The sequence below is a fragment of the Lentzea aerocolonigenes genome (assembly GCF_000955955.1).
Lineage (GTDB): Bacteria > Actinomycetota > Actinomycetes > Mycobacteriales > Pseudonocardiaceae > Lentzea > Lentzea aerocolonigenes_A.
The window spans coordinates 1-16,634 of sequence record NZ_JYJG01000101.1 but is presented as its reverse complement, the minus strand read 5'-3'; the positions used below and the strand labels follow the sequence as shown (position 1 = coordinate 16,634).

The following is a 16,634-nucleotide window of genomic DNA, read 5'->3' as shown; positions in this document are numbered from 1 at the left end:
CTTCGTACCGTCGCTGGTGCCCGACCAGCAACGGCACGACACCAAGGAAACGTCTCCCGATGAGCCTCCCGCACGCACGCCACTTCCTCGCCGGCCAGTGGGCCGATTCCGGCACCCGCAGCGAGTCCCGCAACCCCGCCACCGGTGAGGTGCTCGGCACCTACGCCGACGGCGGCGCGGAGGAGGCCAAGTCCGCCATCTCCGCCGCCCGCCACGCGTTCGACACCACCGCCTGGGCCGGCGACCGCCACCTCCGCGCCCAGGCCCTGTTCGAGATGGCCGACCTCCTCGACGCGCGCCGCGACGAGTTCGTCCGCCTCCTCGCCCGCGAGAACGGCAAGCCCCTGGCCGAAGCCGGGTTCGAGATCGCCCTGACCGTTCCGAAGCTGCGCTACTACGCGGCGCTCGCGCTCACGGACCGCGGTGCCGCCGCGGAGGTCAAGCCCGGCCTGTACTCCATGACGCTGCGCGAGCCGATCGGTGTCGCCGGCGTGATCGTGCCGTGGAACTCGCCGGTCGTGCTCGCCGTGCGGTCCTTCGCTCCCGCGCTCGCCGCCGGTTGCACCGTCGCGATGAAGATGCCGGGCCAGACCGGTCTGGTCAACGGCCTGCTGAGCGAGGTCGTGGCGGCGACGACCAGCCTGCCCGCCGGGGTGGTGAACCTCTTCACCGAGTCCGGCAACGACGGTGCCCCGCTGCTGGTGTCATCGTCCGATGTGGACGTTCTGAGCTACACCGGGTCCACCGCCGTCGGCCGCAAGATCGCGGAACAGGGTGCTGCCACGTTGAAGCGCCTGTCGCTGGAACTCGGCGGCAAGTCCCCGATGATCGTCTTCGACGACGCCGACCTCGACGCCGTGGTGCCCGTGCTCACCAGGGCAGTCACCACGTTCGCCGGGCAGTTCTGCATGGCGGGCAGCCGGGTTCTCGCCCAGCGCGGCATCGCGGCCGAGCTGCGCGTGCGGCTCACCGAGGCCCTCGAAGCCGTCGAGGTCGGGCCGGGGGAGGACCCGGCCACCGAGATGGGCGCGATGATCGACGAACAGAACGCCGCACGCGTCGAGCGCTTCGTCGAGGACGCCGCCTCCTACGCCACGGTTCTGGTGCAGGGCAAGCGAAACGGCGCCTTTCTCTCCCCGTCCCTGGTGGAGGTCGCGGATCTCGGCACCCCGATCGTCCAGCAGGAGGTGTTCGGTCCCGTCGCCACCTTCGAGGTGTTCGACACCGAGGCCGAGGCGATCACGCGCGCGAACGCCACGGAGTACGGCTTGGCCGCGTCTATCTGGACCCGCGACGTCGACCGGCCGTTGCGCGTCGGCAGGGAGATCAAGGCCGGCACGGTGTGGACCAACACCTGGGCCGTGGTGCACGACCAGTTCGAGGAGGGCGGCTTCAAGCAGTCCGGCATCGGCCGCCTCAACGGGGTGCGCGGCCTGGAGGAGTTCCAGGAGACCAAGCACCTCGTCCACGCCGCACCCCGATTGGAGCAGGCATGATCGACCGTCGTGCGGTGCTGTCCGGCAGCGCCGCGGCCTTCGGGCTGGCCGCTTCGATGTCCGCCGCGGCGGCCGCACCGAAGGAAGACCGAATCGGTCACCCCCAGCCGGCCGGCGTCGCTCCGGGAGTCGGCTACAGCAACGTCGTCTGGGGCGAGGGCCGGTTCGCGGCCATCGCCGGGCAGGTGGCACTGGACGAGACCGGCAAGATCGTCGGCCCCGCGGACCCGGCGGCCCAGGCCCGCCAGGTCTTCGAGAACCTCCGCCGCTGCCTGCAGGCCGTGGGTTCGACGTTCGCCGACGTCCTGTCGTTGAACATCTACGTGACCGACATCGCCTACATGCCGTCGATCCGCGCGGTCCGCGACCAGGTGCTCGGCACACTGCCGCCACCGGCCGCCACCGCCGTCCAGGTGGTCGCCCTGGCCCGTCCCGAGTTCCTGATGGAGATCGAGGCCTTCGCGATCGCCCGCGATGCCTGAGAACCCCCATTTCTTCCACGGAGGATCCGTGTCCGAACTTCCCGCCCCCGTCACAACGCGCCGTACCCTGCTGAAGGCCACCGCGGGCGCCGGTGCCGTCCTGCTCGCCGGTGGCACCGCGAACGCCGCAGCCGAGGAACGATCTGTGAACGCCTTCACCGTGTCCCGCGTGTCCCTGCGCCAGACCGTCTACAAAGGACGCGGCGCCGTCGAGATGACCATGCCCAGCTCGGCCTACCAGGACCCCGCGAAGGAGGTTCTGACCGACCGGGACTTCATGGCGTGGAAGGACTTCGACTTCCACGACGGCACCATCGACGCGTACGTGGCGAGCAAGCTGGCGCCGGACGCGCCGTCCTACGCGCGCGGCTTCATCGGCATCTCGTTCCGGATCGACGCCGAGAAGCGGTTCGAGAACATCTACCTGCGCCCGGTCAACAGCCAGGTGGAGGACCAGGTGCGCCGCAACCACAGCATCCAGTACTTCGCGTACCCCGACTTCCTCTTCCCCAAGTTGCGCAAGGAGGAGCCGGAGAAGTACGAGTCCTACGTGGACATCGATGTGCAGGAGTGGATCCACATGCGGATCGACGTGCGCGGGTCGCAGGCGAAGCTGTTCGTCAACGGCGCCCCGCGACCCTCGCTCGTCGTCAACGACCTGAAGCTGGGGCCTGAGCAGCGAGGGGGCGTCGGGTTCTGGATCGAGTCCGGCACCGTCGGGTACTTCTCCGGGCTCCGGGTCAGGCGCGTCGGACGCTGACCCGGCGGGTTGTGGATCTTACGGGTCTGTGACATCGGAACGTGCTCCCGGCGTGGGGCCGTTCCGATTCATAGGCTCGACGTGGTGTTCAACGAAAACGCAGGTCATCAGTTGTCTGTCGCCGGTCAGTGGTTCAGCCGGTACGCCCTGGTCGTGGTGCTCGCGTGGATCGGCGCCGGGAAGTTCGTCAAGATGGAGGCACACCGGCTGGTCATGGACAGCCCGCTGCTGAGTTGGATCTACGACTTCCTCAGTCCCGACACCGTGGCGTACGCGCTGGGCACGACGGAGATCATCGCCGCCGCGCTGATCGCGGTTCGCCCGTTCTGGCCGCGTGTCTCCGCCGTCGGCAGCGGCGTGGCCATCGTCCTGTTCCTGGGCACCCTGAGCTTCCTGTTCACGACGACCGGAGTCGTTCAGCAACTGGCCGGGCCGCTACCGGTGCTGTCGGGAAATCCAGGCCAGTTCCTGCTCAAGGACCTGGTGCTGCTGGGCGTGTGCGTCTGGACACTGGGTGAGTCGCTCACCGCCGCACGAGCTACCAGGTGATCGAGAGCCCGCGCCGCCCGTAGAAGCCGGCGAACACGGAAACGGGAAGACGGCCGTCACGAGCGCTATTGGACAGCTCGAAACCAGTATGAGGGCCAGTCGGCGTATTTCAATCTTTGGTCATTCGCGATGTCGGCTATCTAATGGAACACTGCTGACCAACGAACGTGACCCTCGGCTTCAGCGCACTCCACCACGGCCCGGTGACCCGCTCACAGAATCAGGCTGTAGCGTCGTTCATCGTCGGCGAGTAATCGGCGGCTTGATCAACGAGTACGAATCTGCGGCGGCCTGAGGCGCAGGTCAGACCACCAGGCACAGGTTTTGGCCCCACACGTCCACATACTCGGGCAGCGGCTGGTGACAGGCGCGAACTCGGCGACTCCGGCGATGTACTCACGGCGGAGCTGCCGGGCGCCGGGATCAGGATGTACATACGCGCCTGGGACACTGGCCCCCGACCACCCGCGAGACCAGGAGTGCACAGTGCAGCAGGGAACCGTCCGCTGGTACGACCTCGAGCGCGGCTTCGGCTTCCTCGCCCCGGATGACGGCAGCGCCGACATCTTCGTGCACGTCTCGCAGGTGCGGGGCGAGGGCGCGGCCAAGGCGCTGCGCGAGGGCCAGACGGTGGAGTTCGAGACCGGTGAGGGGCCCCGCGGTCCGCAGGCGCTGCACGTCGCCGTCACCGGGGACGTCGCGCCCGACGCGGCCCTGGGTGTGCTCGCGACCGTCTCCTGGTACGAGCCGGCCAAGGGCTACGGGTTCGCCGCGCCGGACGGCGGGGGTGCGGAGGTGTTCGTGCACTCCTCCGCCATCGTCACCGGGGGAGTCCTCGCGGCCGGGCAGCGGGTGGCCTTCGTCGTCATCGCCGGGGAGAAGGGGCCGCAGGCCCAGCACCTGGTGCCGCTGAGCTTCGACGCCGGGGTCCGCAGGGCCCCTCTGGTCGCGCCCGGCGACGGCGCCGACGGCTCCGTCCTGTGGTTCGACGAGGAGAAGTCGTTCGGCTTCGTGGCCGCCGACGACGGGGTGGGTGATGTCTTCCTGCACGGGCGCGCCCTGGTCGACGAGGTGTATCTGCCGGCCGAGGGCGACCGGGTCTCGTTCACCACGGTCACCGTGGACCAGGGTCGTCAGGCGCGCGAGGTGCGGTTCGTGGCCACCGGCGAGCCGGTGGAGGCCGCCGCGGCCCCCAGCCAGGCCCGTTCGGCCACCCGGCCCGCAGCCCGCGCCGGCGACGGCACGGTGGCCCGCTACGACGCGGACCGCGGCTTCGGTTTCATCACCCCCGACGCGGGCGGGCCCGATCTCTTCGTGCACGTCTCGGTGGTCTCCGGCGAGCCACTGGTGGCCGGGGAGCGGGTGCGCTTCCGCATCCGGCAGAGCGACCGGGGCCCGCAGGCCGATGCCGTCGAGCACGCCTGACCGTCCGGGACGGTCCTACAACGCCTCGAAGCGGGCGACGTGGCGGCGCTGCCACGGCGTCTCGACCGCTTCGGCGGCCGGGACCCTGTCCAGGTCGGCCAGGCGCGTCTGCGCGGTGCCGGTGCGACCGCGACCCCACCGCAGGCGAGCTCCACCTGCTCGTCGCGCGCCGCTCCACGCCTCCCGCAGCGCGTCCGCGGCGGGTCGGTTCATGAGCCATGAGACGACGCGCGGTGTGTGTGCCGGGAAATACGCCCCTGCACGCCGAGATTGAGCCCAGGACCGCCGCCCATGCCTGATCGTCCGAAGAGGACCAGGAGTTCGACGGGGCGTCGCCGGCCGCGCCGAGCCAGGGCGGGATGTGCGCGGCGACCTCGCCCAGCAGGAGGATGAGGTCGCCGTCGTCCTGGATGCGTTCGGCACTGACTCCGATCGGCAGAAGTTCGCATCTGGCAACGCTTCCGCGCATTTCGACGTCAGACGGCACGGTGGCCCGAGTCACGGAATGACGGCGACGTGCACCGGGATTCCGCAGGTCGTGAGCGTTGTCCACGCGGACACCAGGGTTGACTAGGCGAAGGTGAAGAGGTTGCCCGCCGAGAGCTTCTTGTCGCTGTGGTGGATCGCGAAGACCAGGCTTCCTGGATGTGTTCCCAGCCGGCTTGCGCGCTCGGGATCCTGCTGAGCCACGACCTGGCGGAACTTCTCCCACGTCTCAGGATCGGTGAAGCTGTCGGCCGCGACGAGGCCCTGGACGAAGAGATGGCTGAGTGGGCTCGACCCGGTGGCGGTGCGGGGCGGTAGCTGTCCTCCAACGGCGGCGGGCCGTCGTGACGACCGCAGTTCGTTGTGCTGGGACTGGGGTTGGTCGAGTTCGACGACGGCGATGAGCTGGTCTCCGTTGAGGAGGTTCCGGCTGTGGGCAACGGCAATCGGCGTGCCACCGGCGCAGGGTCAAATCGATCTCGCCGGGCGGCGCGACTGGTTCATCTGTCATGTCGTCGCCTTCGCGAACTCGCGGCCGTCACCATCCTCACTGGGTTGGGCGAGCTCAACCTGAGTGGTTGCTGCGGTATCGCCGTTCGTAGGCTGCTTTGGCGAGGGCGTCGGCCTCGGCGTGTTTGGCGCGGCGGGTCTGGGCGCCGAGTCCTCTTTCGAAGCCGTGCTTGACGAGGCGTTGCTCGGTGGTGTGCCACATGTAGGTCATCGAGTAGAAGTAGCCGACGAGCATGCCGAGCAGGATCGACAGGATCCTGATGTAGAGCGGTCCTGGCAACAGGAGCAGCAGCAGGATCGGCGACATCTGGAAGAACGCGCGCACGAAGTGCCGGACCGCCCAGGTGCGGCAGGTGACGTCGTGCAGGACCCACGGGTTGCATCGTTGTGGCAGTCGCCCGCCCAGCGCGTACCACAGCCATTGGGCCGGATTGGGTCTGGTTCCACGCAGTGTCACAGAGTGGCGCCTTCCTCGGCTGCACGGCGGATGGCCGCCAGGATCTTGCGGTTCGGCGCGCCTTTGATCACGTATTCGACGACGCCGAGCTCGCGGAGTTCGGTCTCGGACGGCCCGTCGATGAGTCCCCACAACGCGACGAGCTTCACCGCGGGTGTCTTCTGGTGGATACGGCGGATGGCGTGCAACCCGTCGCCCGACAGGTGGACGTCCACGACGGCGATGTCGGGCTGGTGCTGTTCGGCCAGGCGGATCGCGTCGTCCGCTGAGCCGGCGACGGCGACGACATCGATGTCGGAGGCGCCGCGCAGGAATTCCCGGAGTGCGTCGCGGAAGAACGACGATCCGTCGGCGACGAGAACCCTCAGCGGGTCGCGAGTTCCGGTCACTGGTGTGGTCCTATCGGGCTGCGCGGTTTCAGACTTGCTAAGGTTAGCAAGTGCTGAAGCCTGCGACCAAGTGCCGGCAACGCACGAGCAGGGAAGGGGTGCGCGGGTGAGCAAGCCGCTGTACCAGCTGAAAGCAGAGTTCTTCAAGACGCTCGGGCATCCGGCGCGGATCCGGGTGCTGGAGCTGCTCAGCCTGCGTGAGCACGCGGTCGCGGAGATGGTGCCGCAGGTGGGTGTCGAGCCCGCGAACCTGTCCCAGCAGCTGGCGGTGCTGCGCCGCGCCGGGCTGGTCACCACCCGCAAGGAAGGTGGGGCGGTGTACTACTCGCTGACCAGTCCGCATGTGGCGGAGCTGCTGGTCGCCGCGCGCCGGATCCTGTCGGTCGTGCTGTCCGGGCAGGTCGAGCTGCTCGAGGACCTCCGCGCGACGAGTCCGCCGGTGTCGCGCACCGGTTGAACCGCGGTCACCCCGCGTCCCTCCCTGAGGCGGGGTGACCGCACCTGCTTCTCCGTGTCGACCGACTCCATCGCGGGAGTGAGAGCGTGCTGAGTTTGTGGCGCAAGATCCGCCGGACCGGGCGAGTGGCCGAACCGGCCCCTCCGCTGCCGGACGGTGAGCGGCCCGAGCGGGCCGCGGTGCTGGGTGGGTCCGTGCAGATCCGGCACGTTGACGCGGGGTCGTGCAACGGCTGCGAGGTCGAGATCGGGTCGGCGTTCGGGCCGGTCCACGACGGCGAGCGGTACGGGGCGCGGCTGGTGGCCTCGCCGCGGCACGCCGACGTGTTGCTGGTGACGGGGGTCGTGACGCGGAACATGGCCGAGCCGTTGCGGCGGACGTTCGACGCGGTCCCGGCGCCGAAGCTGGTGGTGGCGGTGGGGGACTGCGCCCGCGACTGCGGCGTGTTCGCGGGAGCCTACGGGGTGGCCGGTGCCGTGCGGGATGTGGTGCCGGTCGACGTGGAGATCCCGGGTTGCCCGCCGCGGCCGGAGGCGATCGTCGAGGGACTGCGGAAGCTGACCGGCCGATGAACCTCGCTGCGACAGGGATGGCCGCGGCCGTGGCCATCGGACTGATGACCGCGCTGATCGCTGCCCTCCTCCCCGCGCGGCCGGCGCTGATCGGTACGGGGACGGCATTGACGGGCGCGGCCGCGGTGGCCGCAGGGGCCGCGGCGCTGGCCGGAGGCTCGTTTTCCGTTGTGCTGCCTGATGTCTTGCCGCTGTCAGGCGTGTCGTTGACGCTGGATCCGCTGGGCGCGTTGTTCGTGGCGGTGACCGGCGGCGTCGCCGTGGCGGCAGGGATCTACTCGGTGTCCTATGCGGACACGGCGGACCTGCGGGCACGTGGTGTGCAGACGGCATTACCGGTGTTCGTGGTGGCGATGGTGCTCGTCCCGGCGGCAGCGAACGTGGGCACGTTGCTGGTGTGCTGGGAACTGATGGCACTGGCATCGTTGGTGCTCGTGGTCGCGGAGCACCGGCGCGGCCCGCGGGTGGCGTCGGCCGGCCGGTGGTACGCGGTGATGACGCACCTGGGTTTCGTGTCCGTCCTGATTGGACTGATGGTGTTCGTCGCGCAGGCGCCGGATGACTCGTTCACGGCGTTGCGCGAGGCGGGACGGCAGCTGTCGCCTGCGGTGGCGGGCGTGGTGTTCGTGTTGACGTTGGCGGGTTTCGCGTCCAAGGCGGGCATCGTGCCGTTGCACGCGTGGTTGCCGCGGGCGCATCCGGAGGCCCCGAGTCACGTGTCGGCGTTGATGTCGGCGGCGATGGTGAACCTCGGGGTGTACGGGGTGGTGCGGGTTGGCGTCGATCTGCTCGGTGGGGGTCCAGCGTGGTGGTGGCTGCTGGTGCTCGCGCTGGGTGCGGTGTCGGCGGTGTACGGGATTCTGCAGGCCGCGATGAGCTCGGACCTGAAGCGGCTGCTGGGCCTGTCGACGACCGAGAACATGGGGCTGGTGCTCATCGGGGTCGGCGCGGCCGGGCTGTTCGCGTCCTCCGGTGATCACGCCCTGGCCGCGCTGGCGTTGACCGCGGCACTGCTGCACCTGGTCGGGCACGCGGCGTTCAAGACGGTGCTGTTCCTCGCGGCGGGGTCGGTGCTGCACGCGACCGGTACCCGCGATCTCGATGCGCTCGGTGGGTTGCGGCCGGTCATGCCGGTGACGACGGCGGCGTTCGGGGTGGGGGCGCTGGCGGCGTCGGCGTTGCCGCCGGGGACGGCGTTCGTGTCGGAGTGGTTGTTGTTGCAGGCGTTGATCCACGGCTTGCCCGCGGGCGGGGTGGCCGCGGCGATCGCGATGCCGGTTGCGGTGGCCGCGGTGGCGTTGACGGCGGGGCTCGCGGTGGCCACGTTCGTGAAGGCGTTCGGGGTGGGATTCCTGGCCAAACCTCGCAGCGATGCCGTGGTGGACGCGCACGAGAGCCCGCTCACCATGCTCGCCGGGATGGGCGTTGCCGCGGTGGTCTGCGTGGTGCTCGCGCTGTGGCCGGCCGGGATTCTGCCGGCGGTCCAGGCCGCGGCCGGGGGAGTTGCGGTGTCCGGAGACGTGATTCTGCGGCTGGATCAGGTCACTGGGGCTTTGTCGCCGCTGCTGCTGGCTCTGGGGCTCGTCGCTGCGGTGGTCGTGGTGGCGGGTGTGGTGCGGACTGCAGCGGTACGGCGGGTTCGCCGGACGGCGCGGTTGTGGGACTGCGGTGGGGGACCGATGTCGGCGCGGATGGAGTACACGGCGACGTCGTTCGCCGAGCCGTTGCAGCGGGTGTTCGACGACGTGGTGCAGCCGGAGCTGGACGTGGACGTGTCACATCACCAGGAGTCGCGCTATCTCGTGCAGGCCGTCGAATACCGGCGAAAGGTGCCCGACCGGATCGAGCGGCGCCTGTACCAGCCGGTGCTGCGGCTGATCGCCGCGTGGGGCAGGGCCGGGCGCGGGCTTGCACCGGGCAGCGTGCACCGCTATCTCGGTTACGGCTTCTACGCGGTGTGCGGCGTGCTGATTTTGCTGGCGGTGACCCGATGAGCGCTTTGGGCGTGGTCGGTGGTGTGGTGCAGCCGGTGCTGATCGTGGCCGGTTCGCCGTTGCTGGTCGGGGTGATGCGGCAGGTGCGGGCCCGGCTGGAGGGACGTGCCGGTGCGGGTGTCGGGCAGCCGTGGCGTGATCTGCGCAAGCTGCTGCGCAAGGAGCGGATAGCCCCGCGGGGCACGAGCGAGGTGTTCCGGTTCGCGCCGCTGGTGCTGGTGGCAACGACGCTGGTCGTCGCGGTCGTGGTGCCGTTCGTCGCGACGGAATCCGCGCTGGACCCGGTGGCGGACCTGTTCGCGGTGGTGGCGTTGCTGGCACTGGGTGCGGTGGCGCTCGCGTTGGCGGGGTTGGACACGGGCACGGCGTTCGGCGGGATGGGCGCCAGCCGGGAGATGACGATCCTGGCGCTGGTCGAGCCGACGCTGCTGGTGGCGATCTTCGCTTTGTCGGTGCGGGTCGGGTCGACGAACCTGGGCACGATCGTCTCGTCGACGCTGCAGGATCCCGCGCGGGTGATCTCGCCGGTGAGTCTGCTGGCCGCGGTCGCGCTGGTCGTGGTGATCGTGGCCGAGACGGGACGCATCCCGGTGGACAACCCGTCGACGCATCTTGAGCTGACGATGGTCCACGAAGCGATGGTGCTGGAGTATGCGGGCCCTGATCTGGCGTTGGTGGAACTGGCCTCGGCCATGCGGTTGTCGGTGTTCCTCGGTTTGCTGGCGAACTTGTTCGCACCGTGGGGAATCGCTACCGAGGCCACGCCGCTGGCGGTGCTGATCGGCGTACTGGCCCTGATGGTGAAGGTCGGTGTGCTGGGCGGGTTGCTCGCGGCCGCCGAGGTGTTCGTGGCCAAGCTGCGGCTGTTCCGGGTGCCCGAACTGCTGGCCGGATCGTTCCTGCTCGCGTTGCTGGCCGTCGCGGCCTCGTTCTTCTTGGCCTGAAAGGGGAACTGTGTACGTCCAGCTGCTCGACCTGGCCTGCGGCGCGCTGTTGCTGACCGCCGTGCTGGTGCTGTGGCGCCGCGAGCTCGTGGTGATCATCCGGGTGTTCGCGTTGCAGGGCGCCGCGCTCGCTGTTCTCGTGGGAGTGCTGGCCGCGCACGAGAACTCCGCGGAGCTGTGGGCCGTCGCCCTGGGCGTGTTCGTGTTACGGGCAGGCGTGTTGCCGTACCTGTTGCGCCGGGCGCTGGCCGGTGCGGGGGAGTCACGGCGGGAGGCCAGCCCGCTGGTGAACGTGTCCGCGTCGCTGCTGGCCGCGGCCGCGCTGACACTGCTGGCCTACGCGGTGTCGCAACCGCTGGTGGCCTTGGCGCCTTCGGCGGCGACCCAGGCCATCCCGGTCGGCGTGACGGTGGTGCTGATCGGGTTCTTCGTGCTTGTCACCCGGCGGCGCGCGCTGTCGCAGCTGGTCGGCTTCTTGTTGATGGACAACGGGATCACCGCGGTCGGCTTCCTCACCACCACGAGCGTCGGCCTGGTGGTGGAGCTCGGGGTGTCGCTCGACGTCCTGCTGGCGGTGCTGGTCCTGCAGGTGCTCACCACCCGGATGCGGGAGACCTTCGGCGACACCGATCTCGACGAACTGCGGGAGTTGCGCGACTGATGACTCTTCTTCTTCCCGTAGGAGTGCCCGTGCTCGGTGCGCTCGTCCACCTGGCCTTCGGTTGGCGACGCGCCACCACCTGGGTCAGTGCCGCCTCTGCGGGCTTCGTGCTGGCGACCGCGATCGTGCTCGCCGTGGAGGTGAGCCGGTCCGGGCCGGTGACCGCGATGGCGGGATTGCTGCGGGTGGATGCGTTGTCGGCGTTCATGGTGCTGGTGATCGGCGCGGTCGGGCTGGTCGCCACCGCCGCCACTCCCGCCTACTTCCGGGCGGAGATCGACGACGGACGAGCCACGGCCCGCACTGCCGCGCGGCACAGCCTGCTCGTGCAACTGTTCCTGGCCACCATGGCGCTCGCGGTGCTCGCCGCGAACCTCGGTGTGGTGTGGGTGGCGGTCGAGGCCACCACGATCGTCACCGCGTTCCTGGTCGGCCAGCGGCGCACCCGTGCCTCGGTCGAGGCGGCGTGGAAGTACGTGGTGATCTGCTCGGCCGGTATCGCCCTCGCGCTGCTGGGCACCATCGTGCTCAACTTCGCCGCCGCCCACGCCCCTGGCACCGCGGGCCTGGATCTCGCCACACTCAGCGCACACGCGTCCGGGCTGAACCCCGGCGTGACCCGGATCGCGATCGCGTTGCTCGTGCTCGGTTTCGGCACGAAGGCCGGCCTGGCCCCGTTGCACGCGTGGTTGCCCGACGCGCATTCCCAGGCCCCGGCGCCGGTGTCGGCACTGATGTCCGGGGTGCTGCTGTCGGTGGCGTTCTACGCGATCCTGCGGGTCAAGGTGATCAGCGACGCGGCACTGGGTGCGGGGTTCGCCCGCACCCTGCTCACGGTGATGGCGCTGGCCTCGCTCGCGCTCGCCGCGTCGTTGCTGATCGGACAGCGTGACTACAAGCGGATGCTGGCTTATTCGAGCATCGAGCACCTCGGCCTGGTCGCCTTCGGCGCCGCGATCGGCAGCCCTCTGGCACTGACCGCGGCACTGTTGCACGTCTTCGGGCACGGGCTGGCCAAGGCTGTGCTGTTCCTCGGCGCGGGCCGCGTCCTGCAGTTCACCGGCACCAGCCAGATCGACGGTGTGCGCGGCCTGATCGCCCGCCATCCCGCCCTCGCCACGACCTTCGGGTTCGGTGTGCTCGCCCTGGCCGGCCTGCCTCCGTTCAGCCTGTTCGCCAGCGAGCTCGGCATCGTCCGTGCGGGTTTCACCGCCGGTCTCGGCTGGCAGACCACTGCCGCGCTGGCGCTGGTGCTGGTGATCGCCGCCGCCCTGATCACGAACACCAGCCGGATGCTGCTCGGCGCACCATCCACATCGGACACCCCGGCCGCAACGCCGATCCCGATCGCTCTGGCCGGTGGGCTGCTCGCGTGCGCTGTGCTCGGCATCGTCGCCGGACCACTGCCTGCCCTGCTCGACCTGGCAACCCAGCCTCTGGCGGTGACACGATGATCACGACGACTCTCACTCCGGCCGACCTGCCGGATAAGGCCGGGTCCCTGCTGGAGCAGGGTTTTCGGCTCGCGCTCGCCGCCGGTCACGACGACGGTGACCGGTTGCGCGCGGTGTACCTGTTCACCGCCTCCGCTCCGGACCGGAGGGTCGAACTGCACGTCCCCCTCGACCCGGACGCCCCGGAAGTGCCCAGCCTGACCGGATTGTCGTTCGCCGCCGGTCGGTTCGAGCGCGAGATGCACGACCTGTTCGGCATCGTGCCCACCGGCCACCCGCTACCGCAGCGACTGGTGCGCCACTTCCACTGGCCCCAGGGCTGGTACCCCATGCTCACCGACGCGGGCGATCCACCCGAGTTCGGCAGCGTCGACGGCCCGTACCCCTTCCGCACGGTCGAAGGCCCCGGCGTGTACGAGATCCCGGTCGGCCCGGTGCACGCGGGCATGATCGGCCCAGGCCACTTCCGCTTCTCCGTGGTCGGTGAGACCATCCTCAACCTCAAAGCCCGGCTCTGGTTCGTCCACAGAGGACTCGAAAAGCTCTTTCACGGCCGCACCTCCGACCAGGGGATCGAGCTGGCCGAACGGGTCAGCGGTGACACCACCGTCGGTCACACCCTGGCCTACTGCCTCGCCGTCGAAGACGCACTCCGGTGGCCGGTACCCGAGGACGCGCAACGCATCCGCGCGATCCTGCTGGAGCTCGAACGCCTCTACAACCACATCGCCGACATCGGCGCCCTCTGCAACGACGTCGCTCATGGCGTGCTCAACGCCCACTCCCAGCGCGTTCGCGAACGTCTGCTGCGCATCAACGACACCGTCACCGGACACCGCCTGCTGCGCGGCGCCATCCACCCCGGCGGCGCCACGATCACCGCACTGCCCGACCCGCACGAGCTGGCCGCCATCGGCGCCGACGCGGCCGAGATCGTCGAGCTGGCCCTGTCCAACACGGTGGTGGCCGACCGGTTCACCGGCACCGCGCCGCTGCACCGCGACCAGGCCGCCGACCTCGGCACGCTCGGCGTCGTCGCCCGTGCCAGCGGCCTGCACGTCGACGCCCGGCACGACCACCCGTTCCTGTCCGCGGAGTTCCCCCGCACGGTCCACACCCGCACCGACGGCGACGTGTTGTCCCGCTTCCTCGTGCGCGCGGAGGAGATCACGACGTCGATCGCCATGATCGCCAGCCTGACCCACATGCTCGGCGGCCGGACCAGCGCGACAGGCCCGGTCGCCGGGGTCAGCGGCGGCTCGGGCGTCGGCATCGTCGAGGGCTGGCGCGGCACGATCGTGCACCGCGTCGAGCTGGCCGGCGACGGGCGGCTGAGCCGGGTGAAGATCGTGGACCCCAGCTTCTTCAACTGGCCTGCACTCCCGGTCGCGCTGGCCGACACGATCGTTCCCGACTTCCCGTTGACCAACAAGAGCTTCAACCTGTCCTACGCCGGCAACGATCTGTAGGCCCCATCCGATCAAGTGTGGGCAGCCTCGCACATCCAAACAGTTGCATAATTGTTTAAGTCCGCAGATGATGGATTCTGCGGACGAGGGAGAGATGTCGAAGACGATGAGCGAGTTCGAAGCAGAGCTGCGAAGCAAGATCGCCGAGGCCGGGGTGGCGATGAACCAGGCCAGGGAAGCCGGCCACGACTACGAGATCCACCTGCACGGCGCCCGGATCCACGACCTGCTCGACCTGGCCTCCCAGCACGGCATCGACACCACCAGCTGGATCGACCCGGCACTGCTGGAGAACTCGGGACTCGGCCGTTGACCGCGAATCGTGCTGTTGTCGCCGTGGTGGGCGGGATCGGCGCCACCACCACCGTGCTGCGCCGCTACGCCACGCTGGTCGAGGAACAGGCAGGGCTGACGGCCCGGGTGATCGCCTCGGACTACGGGCTGCACATCCTCCCGGCCGGCACCAGCGCGGTGCTGCTCGTCCGCGCCACGCCCGACCGTGAGCAGAAGGCGCGCGACCTCATCACGGACATGCCGGTGCTCACCGACCAGGACACCACCGCCATCGCGCTGACCGCCGCGCTGCTCACCACGCTGGCCCGTGCCGGTCGCGCGCCGGAGACCAGCCGGGTCGTCATCGCGGGAGCCAACACCATGCCGCGGCTGAACCCGGTCCTGCTCACGGCGGGAATCCGGGACATCACCACCTGGAACCTCGCCGACGCGCTCGCGTTTCCCTTGCGCCGCATCGCCGCCGACGCCGACGTGGTGATCAACCTGGTCGGCGGAGGCGGCAGGTTCGCCAGGCCCCGCCACGCCTCGCCGGCCGTGATCGTGCCGGACCCCGCCCGCGACCCGATGCTCGCGCTACCTGGCCTGCTGCACGCGCTCACCCAGCACCCGCACGCGCGGCTGACCCCGGACGTGCAGCACGCCTGCGCCGTCGCGCTGTCCGCCGCCACCCCACCGGGCGAACAACTGCCCCGGCGTCCCGACGACGCGCTGACCCACCAGGTCGCCGACTTCGCCACCGACGCACTGCACCGAGGAGCCGCACGATGACCGCGCCCACCGCACACCCCGGCCTCGTGAAGTGGGTGTCCGAGGTCGCCGCGCTGACCACTCCCGACCAGGTGGTGTGGTGCGACGGTTCCCCGCTGGAATGGCGCAGGCTGACCGACAAGCTGGTCGACGCGGGCACGCTCGTGCGGCTCGACAAAAAGCCCAACTCGTTCTGGTGCGCGTCGGACCCCACCGATGTCGCCAGAGTCGAGGACCGCACCTACATCTGCTCGGCCGACGAAGCCGACGCCGGTCCCACCAACAACTGGATGGACCCGCTCGACATGAAGGTCATCATGACCGAGCACTACGCGGCAGCATGGCGGGCCGCACCATGTACGTCATCCCGTTCTGCATGGGACCGATCACCGCCGACAAACCCGTGCTGGGCGTCGAGATCACCGACTCCGAGTACGTGGTGATCTCCATGCACATCATGACCCGCATGGGCTCGGACGCTCTCGCGCTGTTCGGAGAGGACGCGGACTTCGTGCGCTGCCTGCACTCCGTCGGCGCCCCGCTCAAGCCCGGCCAGGCCGACGTGCCGTGGCCGTGCGACCGGACCAAGTACATCACCCAGTTCCCCGAGGAACGGATGATCTGGAGCTACGGTTCCGGCTACGGCGGCAACGCCCTGCTCGGCAAGAAGTGCTACTCCCTGCGCATCGCTTCGGTGATGGCCCGCGACGAGGGCTGGCTCGCCGAACGCATGCTGATCCTCAAACTCACTTCACCGCACGGCAGGGCCCACTACATCGCCGCCGCATTCCCCTCGGCGTGCGGCAAGACCAACCTCGCCATGCTCGAACCCTCGATCCCGGGCTGGAAGGTCGAGACCCTCGGCGACGACATCGCCTGGATGCGCTTCGGTGACGACGGCCGCCTCTACGCCGTCAACCCGGAGAACGGCTTCTTCGGCGTCGCACCCGGCACCGGCTGGAAGACCAATCCCAACGCCATGCGCACGCTGGCCGAAGGCAACTCCATCTTCACCAACGTCGCGCTCACCGACGACGGCGACGTCTGGTGGGAGGGCTGTACCGACACCCCGCCGGACTACCTCACCTCCTGGCGCCGCGATGACTGGACTCCGGCGTCCGACGACCTCTCGTCCCACCCGAACTCCCGCTACTGCACCCCGATCGCCCAGTGCCCGATCGCCGCGCCGGAGTGGGACGACCCTCGGGGTGTGCCCATCTCGGCGATCCTCTTCGGCGGCCGCCGCGCCACCACCGTCCCGCTGGTCACCGAGTCGTTCGACTGGCAGCACGGCGTGTTCCTGGCCGCCACGCTCTCCTCGGAGACCACCGCCGCGGCCACCGGCGAGGTCGGTGTCGTGCGCCGCGATCCCATGGCGATGCTGCCGTTCATCGGCTACCACGCAGGTGACTACTTCCAGCACTGGATCGACACCGGCAAGCACGCCGACACCGCGAAACTGCCGAAGATCTTCTACGTCAACTGGTT

Annotated in this window: 18 protein-coding genes and 2 pseudogenes; 16 read left to right on the top strand and 4 right to left on the bottom strand. The window is 69.6% G+C overall.

Going from position 1 to position 16,634, the window contains the following annotated elements; translation table 11 throughout:
* Positions 1–59: 59 nt before the first annotated feature.
* The 6 genes and pseudogenes from UK23_RS16490 to UK23_RS54820 all read left to right on the top strand — a co-directional run bounded on the left by UK23_RS16490 (position 60) and on the right by UK23_RS54820 (position 4,712).
* Positions 60–1,496 (top strand): aldehyde dehydrogenase family protein, encoded by a 1,437-nt coding sequence (locus tag UK23_RS16490; protein WP_045312411.1) that lies wholly within the window; start codon positions 60–62, stop codon positions 1,494–1,496.
* Complete coding sequence (locus UK23_RS16485; RefSeq protein WP_231114523.1) at positions 1,493–1,978, top strand: RidA family protein; 486 nt, start codon at positions 1,493–1,495, stop codon at positions 1,976–1,978. Before UK23_RS16490 ends, UK23_RS16485 begins: the two co-directional genes overlap by 4 nt.
* Positions 1,979–2,006: 28 nt before the next feature.
* Positions 2,007–2,738, top strand: a complete 732-nt coding sequence (locus UK23_RS16480) for a twin-arginine translocation signal domain-containing protein (RefSeq protein WP_196777763.1) — start codon at positions 2,007–2,009, stop codon at positions 2,736–2,738.
* An 84-nt stretch (positions 2,739–2,822) separates the two neighbouring features.
* Positions 2,823–3,287, top strand: a complete 465-nt coding sequence (locus UK23_RS16475; protein ID WP_045312447.1) for a YkgB family protein — start codon at positions 2,823–2,825, stop codon at positions 3,285–3,287.
* A gap of 486 nt (positions 3,288–3,773) precedes the next feature.
* Positions 3,774–3,977 (top strand): annotated as a pseudogene (locus UK23_RS53780) (cold-shock protein); the annotation flags it as partial.
* A gap of 30 nt (positions 3,978–4,007) precedes the next feature.
* Positions 4,008–4,712 (top strand): cold shock domain-containing protein, encoded by a 705-nt coding sequence (locus tag UK23_RS54820; RefSeq protein ID WP_330770110.1) that lies wholly within the window; start codon positions 4,008–4,010, stop codon positions 4,710–4,712.
* A gap of 15 nt (positions 4,713–4,727) precedes the next feature.
* Here the strand turns inward: UK23_RS54820 and UK23_RS53760 are convergent, their stop codons facing one another.
* The 4 genes from UK23_RS53760 to UK23_RS52675 all read right to left on the bottom strand — a co-directional run bounded on the left by UK23_RS53760 (position 4,728) and on the right by UK23_RS52675 (position 6,554).
* Complete coding sequence (locus UK23_RS53760) at positions 4,728–4,925, bottom strand: hypothetical protein (RefSeq protein WP_052684719.1); 198 nt, start codon at positions 4,923–4,925, stop codon at positions 4,728–4,730.
* A 357-nt stretch (positions 4,926–5,282) separates the two neighbouring features.
* Entirely contained in the window at positions 5,283–5,555 is a 273-nt protein-coding gene (locus tag UK23_RS55005; protein WP_419503884.1) for a DUF6119 family protein, read from the bottom strand.
* A 208-nt stretch (positions 5,556–5,763) separates the two neighbouring features.
* Complete coding sequence (locus tag UK23_RS16455; protein ID WP_045312408.1) at positions 5,764–6,165, bottom strand: DUF5313 domain-containing protein; 402 nt, start codon at positions 6,163–6,165, stop codon at positions 5,764–5,766.
* Positions 6,162–6,554 (bottom strand): response regulator, encoded by a 393-nt coding sequence (locus tag UK23_RS52675; RefSeq protein WP_052684718.1) that lies wholly within the window; start codon positions 6,552–6,554, stop codon positions 6,162–6,164. The genes UK23_RS16455 and UK23_RS52675 overlap by 4 nt, the downstream gene beginning before the upstream one ends.
* Before the next feature lie 106 nt (positions 6,555–6,660).
* Between UK23_RS52675 and UK23_RS16445 the strand changes: the two genes are divergently transcribed.
* From UK23_RS16445 to UK23_RS16400, 10 genes and pseudogenes are all read left to right on the top strand, one after another.
* Entirely contained in the window at positions 6,661–7,011 is a 351-nt protein-coding gene (locus tag UK23_RS16445) for an ArsR/SmtB family transcription factor (RefSeq protein WP_045312407.1), read from the top strand.
* An 86-nt stretch (positions 7,012–7,097) separates the two neighbouring features.
* Entirely contained in the window at positions 7,098–7,583 is a 486-nt protein-coding gene (locus tag UK23_RS16440; RefSeq protein ID WP_045312406.1) for an NADH-quinone oxidoreductase subunit B family protein, read from the top strand.
* Positions 7,580–9,577, top strand: coding sequence for a proton-conducting transporter membrane subunit (locus UK23_RS16435; protein WP_045312405.1), 1,998 nt, complete (start codon positions 7,580–7,582; stop codon positions 9,575–9,577). The genes UK23_RS16440 and UK23_RS16435 overlap by 4 nt, the downstream gene beginning before the upstream one ends.
* The gene (locus tag UK23_RS16430) at positions 9,574–10,521 is read left to right on the top strand and encodes a respiratory chain complex I subunit 1 family protein (RefSeq protein ID WP_045312404.1); all 948 of its coding nucleotides are present in this window, start codon (positions 9,574–9,576) and stop codon (positions 10,519–10,521) included. Before UK23_RS16435 ends, UK23_RS16430 begins: the two co-directional genes overlap by 4 nt.
* A 10-nt stretch (positions 10,522–10,531) precedes the next feature.
* A complete protein-coding gene (locus tag UK23_RS16425; protein ID WP_045312403.1) occupies positions 10,532–11,182 on the top strand; it encodes a hypothetical protein in 651 nt (216 codons plus the stop codon).
* A 29-nt stretch (positions 11,183–11,211) separates the two neighbouring features.
* Positions 11,212–12,636 carry a proton-conducting transporter membrane subunit gene (locus UK23_RS16420; protein WP_231114522.1) on the top strand — a complete coding sequence of 475 codons (1,425 nt, stop codon included), beginning with the start codon at positions 11,212–11,214 and terminating at the stop codon, positions 12,634–12,636.
* Positions 12,633–14,105: an NADH-quinone oxidoreductase subunit C gene (locus UK23_RS16415; RefSeq protein ID WP_045312401.1), complete on the top strand. Its 1,473-nt coding sequence runs from the start codon at positions 12,633–12,635 to the stop codon at positions 14,103–14,105. The genes UK23_RS16420 and UK23_RS16415 overlap by 4 nt, the downstream gene beginning before the upstream one ends.
* A gap of 94 nt (positions 14,106–14,199) precedes the next feature.
* Positions 14,200–14,418: a hypothetical protein gene (locus UK23_RS16410; RefSeq protein WP_052684717.1), complete on the top strand. Its 219-nt coding sequence runs from the start codon at positions 14,200–14,202 to the stop codon at positions 14,416–14,418.
* Positions 14,415–15,167, top strand: coding sequence for a hypothetical protein (locus tag UK23_RS16405; RefSeq protein ID WP_156213151.1), 753 nt, complete (start codon positions 14,415–14,417; stop codon positions 15,165–15,167). Before UK23_RS16410 ends, UK23_RS16405 begins: the two co-directional genes overlap by 4 nt.
* Positions 15,164–16,634, top strand: a pseudogene (locus tag UK23_RS16400) (phosphoenolpyruvate carboxykinase (GTP)); the annotation flags it as partial. The gene UK23_RS16405 and the pseudogene UK23_RS16400, both read left to right, overlap by 4 nt.